Consider the following 6,129-nt stretch of genomic DNA (forward strand, 5'->3'; position numbering starts at 1 on the left):
AGGCCGGCTACGGCGGCCTACTCCATGTCGTACTGGCTCCTATGGCGCCACCGCCAGCCAGCCTGCTGCAAAAACCGCTCTACCTGCCGGGTATAGTCACCCGGCAGGCCCAGTTGCTGATTGATCTGGCCATGGCTCAAATCCTGCGGTAACACCTGCACCGTCACCCCCAGCTGCCGCCCCTGGTCCGCCAGCCCCTGCGCCTGGGTGCAGGATTCCGCCCGGCGTGAAGAACACACTGCCAGCAAGGGCGGTGTGGCGGCAGTCAGCAGTCGCGTGGGTGACAAAGCCGCCCAGCGCGCTGCATCCTCCCCGAAAGCCTTGTCGTACAAGGGCAGATGCGGTGCACGCATGATGGCAGCCACATCCAGTGCCGCACTGTCCAGCAACACCGTAGCCAGCCAGGGCTGCACGCCATGGCGCTGGCGCAGGGCCTGATCGGTACTCAGCACACCCACCAGATGTGCACCGGCCGAATGCCCCATCAACACCAGTTGCCGTTTGCTTGCCCCCCACTCTGCTGCATGCGCCTGCACCCAGGCCACGGCACTGGCCACATCATCAGCCTGCTGCTCCACCGCAGCTTGCGGCAGCAGGCGGTAATCCAGCGACACCAACACCACCCCGGCAGGCGACCAGTGCGCCAGCTTGTTATCCACCACATTGGCCGCCTGCTTGCTGCCCAGCCGCCATGCCCCGCCATGCACCATCACCAACACGGGGCGATCATGCCCGGCCGTGGCCGGCAGGTAGACATCCAGCCGCTGGCGCGCATCGCGGCCATAAGGCAGGTCGGCCAAGCGGCGCACGCCGGGTGGCAAGGCAAGCTTACTGACTGCCTCATTTTCGCCCAGCGCATCGTGGCTGGCCGTGCGCTGCTGCAGCCAGTCCCGCAATGGCCCGCCCGCCGCCGGTAGCGCCAGCGCCAACAACAGCAAAACCATGCCCTGTTTCATACCTCGCTCCTTTTGCCTGACGCTGCGGAGGCTGCCGCGCAGCTGATATACTAGCAGGCCGTTTCTCCCGCCGTGTTAGCCGCCATGAATGATCTGTTTGCCCAGGAAGCGAAAAAACCGCTGGCCGAAGCCCTGCGCCCCGCCGCGCTGGATGAGGTGATTGGCCAGCAGCATCTGATCGGCTCCGGCAAGCCACTGCGGCTGGCGGTGGAATCCGGCACTCTGCACTCGATGATTCTGTGGGGCCCGCCCGGCGTAGGCAAAACCACGCTGGCGCGTATCCTGGCCGGCAGTTTCGATGCCGAATTCATTCCACTGTCGGCCGTGTTTTCCGGGGTCAAGGACATTCGCGACGCGGTGGAGCAGGCCCACGCTGCGCTGCAACGCTCCGGCCGCCACACCATTTTGTTTGTCGACGAAGTACATCGCTTCAACAAAAGCCAGCAGGATGCGTTTTTACCCTTTGTCGAATCCGGTCTGCTCACCTTTATTGGTGCCACCACCGAAAACCCGTCCTTCGAGGTGAACTCCGCCCTGCTCTCGCGGGCGCAAGTATACGTACTCAACAGTCTGGGCGAGGACGAGCTGGTGCAGCTATTCCAGCGCGCACGCGACAAGGGCGCACTGGATGGGCTGGAGTTTGATCAGCAGGCCATCGACGCCCTCTCCGGCTACGCCGATGGCGATGCACGGCGCTTTCTCAACCTGCTGGAACAAACCCGTACCGCCGCGCTGGCACGCAAAACCGGCCAGATCACCCAGGATTTTCTGGCTGAGGTACTCAGCGTCAACGCCCGCCGCTTCGACAAGGGTGGCGATGCCTTCTACGACCAGATTTCCGCCCTGCACAAATCGGTACGCGGCTCCAACCCGGACGCTGCGTTGTACTGGCTCACCCGTATGCTGGATGGTGGCGCGGACCCGCGCTATCTGGCGCGCCGCCTGGTGCGCATGGCCTGGGAAGACATCGGCCTGGCCGACCCGCGCGCCATGCAGATCTGCAATGACGCCGCCGCCACCTACGAACGACTGGGCAGCCCGGAAGGTGAACTGGCGCTGGCACAAGCCGCCATTTACCTGGCGGTGGCCGCCAAGAGCAATGCTGGCTACATGGCCTACAACCAGGCCCGCGCCTTCGTAAAGCAGGACAAAAGCCGCCCGGTGCCGGTACACCTGCGCAACGCACCCACCAAGCTGATGAAAGAACTGGGCTACGGCCACGAATACCGCTATGCCCATGACGAGCCCAATGCCTACGCCGCCGGCGAAAGCTACCTGCCGGACGACATGCCGGAACCGGGCTGGTATCAGCCAGTAGCGCGCGGGCTGGAAATCAAGATTGGTGAGAAGCTTGCTGTCTTGCGGAAGCTGGATGAAGAAGCGGGTAAGAAGTAAAAAATTAACTGGGCCTAAACTGCCAGTGGCCGCTCCTGGGTATGCGCTTGGGGGCGGGCTAACAGGGGTCAGAAGTAATGACCGGATTGCGCCCTTTACAGCACTGAGGAATGCCGGACGTGTGCACAGCACCGATGCAGCGTAGCGACGGATAGTGCCCTAGCGCTACGTTTTGTGCGTGAGCGCGGTTGACGATGCGGGCACCCACCGGCTGATTCACATGGCTTGGCGTTGCCCCTCCTTCGCAAAAAGAAGGAACAGGTCGATATGGCTGGAAAGGGGGCTTGCCCCCTTTCGTTAAGACATCAGTCTAGTATTGCCGTACCAGAGCCGCTGGATTCAGAAGCCTTTGCTGGCGACCAGCCATGCCCGTGTCGCGGCGGAGTTTGTCACCAAGTCCGGTTTTGAACCCATCCGGGAAGCCAGCACGGCACTGAGTTTCCACTGATCGGCACCATACCAGTTGACCCCGACACCTGCGCCAGACAACGTAGCGCTGTTGCTTCCAGTCGACCAAGTATGCTTGTTGACTGTCACATGGGCGGCATCAACAAAAGTCAGCAGCTGCATTTTTCCGCCAATCAACATGCCCAGATCGTGACGCCATTCCACGGAACCCAGATAGCCGATGTCACCGGAAATGGCACCCACGTCGTAGGCCCGCACGCTGTACGGCCCGCCAATAGTCATTTTTTCGGCAGAGTCCAGATTGGAATCTGCCCACTGGGCGGCCACATTAAAGTAGAGCGCATCACGCGAAGTCAGGCCCTGTAGTCGGGAAAAATTCAGATTCCATTTGGAAAACCGGCCTGCGGTTTGCACGGAGGACTGATCGGACGCCTCCGCTGCCGCGTCACGGAATGCCACACGGCCGGCTGTCACACCCAGGCTCCAGGCATTGATGCTGCCCACCAGCAGCGTATCGCGAAAGTCGCCACTCAGGCTGAATACCCAGTTATCCAGATTCCGATCGGTACGCAGGCTGCTGGCATCAATGTGGTCTCTTAACTGCTTTGCATCATATTGCAGCTGACCATAAAGATTGACCTGCTTGCTTCTGACCAGCGGCTGCTTGAGCCATAGGCTTGCCACACTGGCAGTGCCATGGGCGTCCAGGTCACTCACACTGTCGCCCAGCTTGTAACCCACCATGGAATAAGCCCCGCCCGCCCGCGTACCCTGGCCATTCAACAAGGTGTCGTAAGCCAGCCGGCCATAATTCATGCGCTCCCCGGTGGAAACGATATTGCCCGTCAAGATATCACCATGCTGAAAGGGATTGACCAGGTTGCCGCTGACACCCAGCCGTGCTCTGCCAACATAGCGGTTACCGTAGTTATCCAGCTCGACATTGCCATGGTTCACTGCAGCGGGAGTGATGTCCACCTGCATGTCAGAGGAACCCACGGTGGCACCGGGTTTCAATACGGCATTCACCTGTGCCCCGGGGATGTCGGACAGCAACAGCAGCGTTCTGTCCAATTGCGCTCCGGCGATGGCCTGATTTGTCTGCAAGGGGCTAAGTGTGGCCGCCAGTAACCCATCCTGCACCTGGCTGCTGTTGTTCAGCGTCACCTTGCCATAACGGGCTTCGACTACCCTGATCAGCACCTCGCCATTGGAAATGGTTTGCGCCGGAATCACGGCCCGGGCCAGGGGAAAACCATGGTCCTGATAGTAGCGGGTGATCCGCGCTGCCACCTCATCGAGCTGCAGCAAAGTCAGTTCTTTGCCTTCCTGATCCGCCAGCAGCGTATGTAGGCGTGCACTATCAAAAACGGTATTGCCAGTAATCAGGAAACGCTTGACCACAAATGGCAGGGACGCCGGCAGCGTACTCCTGCCCGGTGCCTGCATTTGCAGTGCCGGCTGCGTGGTGACGGGGGCCGGGCGGATGGATGGCTGCAATTCCTGCAATAGCGAGCCGGCATCAACCGGACTGGCAGCATGCGCGACCATGGTTTCTAATGACAAAATCAGGGCCAAAACCAGAGATTTTGGCAAAAACGGGGGCTGGGAAGAAAAAGTCATTCCAGGTCTTTCTATTCTGTAATTCTTGCCGCGTTATCAGATAGCTGCGTGCCGCCATTCAAAATCTGCAGGACCGGTCCACCACTGCCAATGGCAACGGTAGAGGTAACCAGACCATTGGCTGCATTGCCTTTTGTCTTGTCATTTGCACTGCTCTGACCCGGGTCCGTACCGCTCTCTTGCTTGATTGTCAGGGTAGAGGACAGGTTTAACGCCTGCGGCTGCGATGCGGCTTGAGGTGGCAACATCGAGGACTGAACTTGCGTCACCGTATTCTGTATTTGCTGCGTGACCAAGCTGGATGGGGTAGCCGGATTGCTTGGCAACACGGGGGCCGGGGTGATATCGGCCTGCGTGCTTGCCTGACTGGTGAACAGATAATTTCCGGCATCGCTACCACCATAGCTGCTGACCAGATTAACGGTTTTGCCGGTACCTACCGCAGCATCGGCAAAGGTTCCTGTTGCCGAAATGGTGACCTGATCAGTCGACAACTTGCCGGAGAGCACCGCCCCGCTGGTCACGACGCTTGCCGCAGTACCACCATCAAATGTTTTATTGTTTGCCGTAATGCCACTCACCGTGACCTGGGCTTGCAGGATATTGGCCGTCAGCCCGGTGGGCTGCACCACCGTGTAGTTACCGGCATCGCTGCCACTCAGGGTGTAGCCGCTGACGCTGACGGACTTATTGCTGCCGGCATTCTTGTCGGCAAAGCTGCCGACGCCGGTGCCGCTCACCGACACCACATCCGAGCCGATGGCGCTGACGGCGGCGGTGCCACTCAGGCTGGCACTGGCGCTGCCATCGTAGGTCTTGTCACTGGCGGTAACGCCCGACACGTTGAGATTGGCCTTGTTGATATTGGCTGTCAGACCAGTGGGCTGCACCACCGTGTAGTTGCCGGCATCGCTGCCACTCAGGGTGTAGCCGCTGACGCTGACCGCTTTATTGCTGCCGGCATTCTTGTCGGCAAAGCTGCCGACGCCGGTGCCGCTCACCGACACCACATCCGAGCCGATGGCGCTGACGGCGGCGGTGCCACTCAGGCTGGCACTGCTGCTGCCATCGTAGGTCTTGTCACTGGCGGTGACGCCAGACACGTTGAGATTGGCCTTGTTGATATTGGCTGTCAGCCCGGTGGGCTGCACCACCGTATAGTTACCGGCATCGCTGCCACTCAGCGTATAGCCGCTGACGCTGACCGCTTTATTGCTGCCGGCATTCTTGTCGGCAAAGCTGCCGACGCCGGCGCCACTCACCGACACCACATCCGAGCCGATGGCGCTGACGGCGGCGGTGCCGCTCAGGCTGGCACTGCTGCTGCCATCGTAGGTCTTGTCACTGGCGGTAACACCCGACACGTTGAGATTGGCCTTGTTGATATTGGCTGTCAGACCAGTGGGCTGCACCACCGTGTAGTTGCCGGCATCGCTGCCACTCAGGGTGTAGCCGCTGACGCTGACGGACTTATTGCTGCCGGCATTCTTGTCGGCAAAGCTGCCGACGCCGGTGCCACTCACCGACACTACATCCGAGCCGATGGCGCTGACGGCGGCGGTGCCGCTCAGGCTGGCACTGGCGCTGCCATCGTAGGTCTTGTCACTGGCGGTGACGCCAGACACGTTGAGATTGGCCTTGTTGATATTGGCTGTCAGACCAGTGGGCTGCACCACCGTGTAGTTGCCGGCATCGCTGCCACTCAGGGTGTAGCCGCTGACGCTGACCGCTTTATTGCTGCCGGCAT

At 60.6% G+C, this 6,129-nt stretch carries 4 protein-coding genes; 1 reads left to right on the forward strand and 3 read right to left on the reverse strand.

What is annotated here, in order from left to right; translation table 11 throughout:
• Positions 1-17: 17 nt before the first annotated feature.
• Positions 18-956 (reverse strand): alpha/beta hydrolase, encoded by a 939-nt coding sequence (locus H2Z84_RS12200; RefSeq protein ID WP_181836216.1) that lies wholly within the window; start codon positions 954-956, stop codon positions 18-20.
• Between the two features lie 84 nt (positions 957-1,040).
• Between H2Z84_RS12200 and H2Z84_RS12205 the strand changes: the two genes are divergently transcribed.
• Positions 1,041-2,351, forward strand: coding sequence for a replication-associated recombination protein A (locus tag H2Z84_RS12205; RefSeq protein ID WP_181836217.1), 1,311 nt, complete (start codon positions 1,041-1,043; stop codon positions 2,349-2,351).
• Between the two features lie 339 nt (positions 2,352-2,690).
• On the opposite strand, the gene H2Z84_RS12210 is transcribed toward H2Z84_RS12205, so the two are convergent.
• Complete coding sequence (locus H2Z84_RS12210; RefSeq protein ID WP_220272817.1) at positions 2,691-4,310, reverse strand: ShlB/FhaC/HecB family hemolysin secretion/activation protein; 1,620 nt, start codon at positions 4,308-4,310, stop codon at positions 2,691-2,693.
• Positions 4,311-4,393: 83 nt separating this feature from the next.
• Positions 4,394-6,129, reverse strand: a 1,736-nt coding sequence (locus H2Z84_RS12215) for a YDG domain-containing protein (RefSeq protein WP_220272818.1), incomplete at its 5' end; no start/stop codon positions are given.

Source organism: Aquitalea aquatica, from assembly GCF_013911085.1.
GTDB classification, from domain to species: Bacteria; Pseudomonadota; Gammaproteobacteria; order Burkholderiales; family Chromobacteriaceae; genus Aquitalea; species Aquitalea aquatica.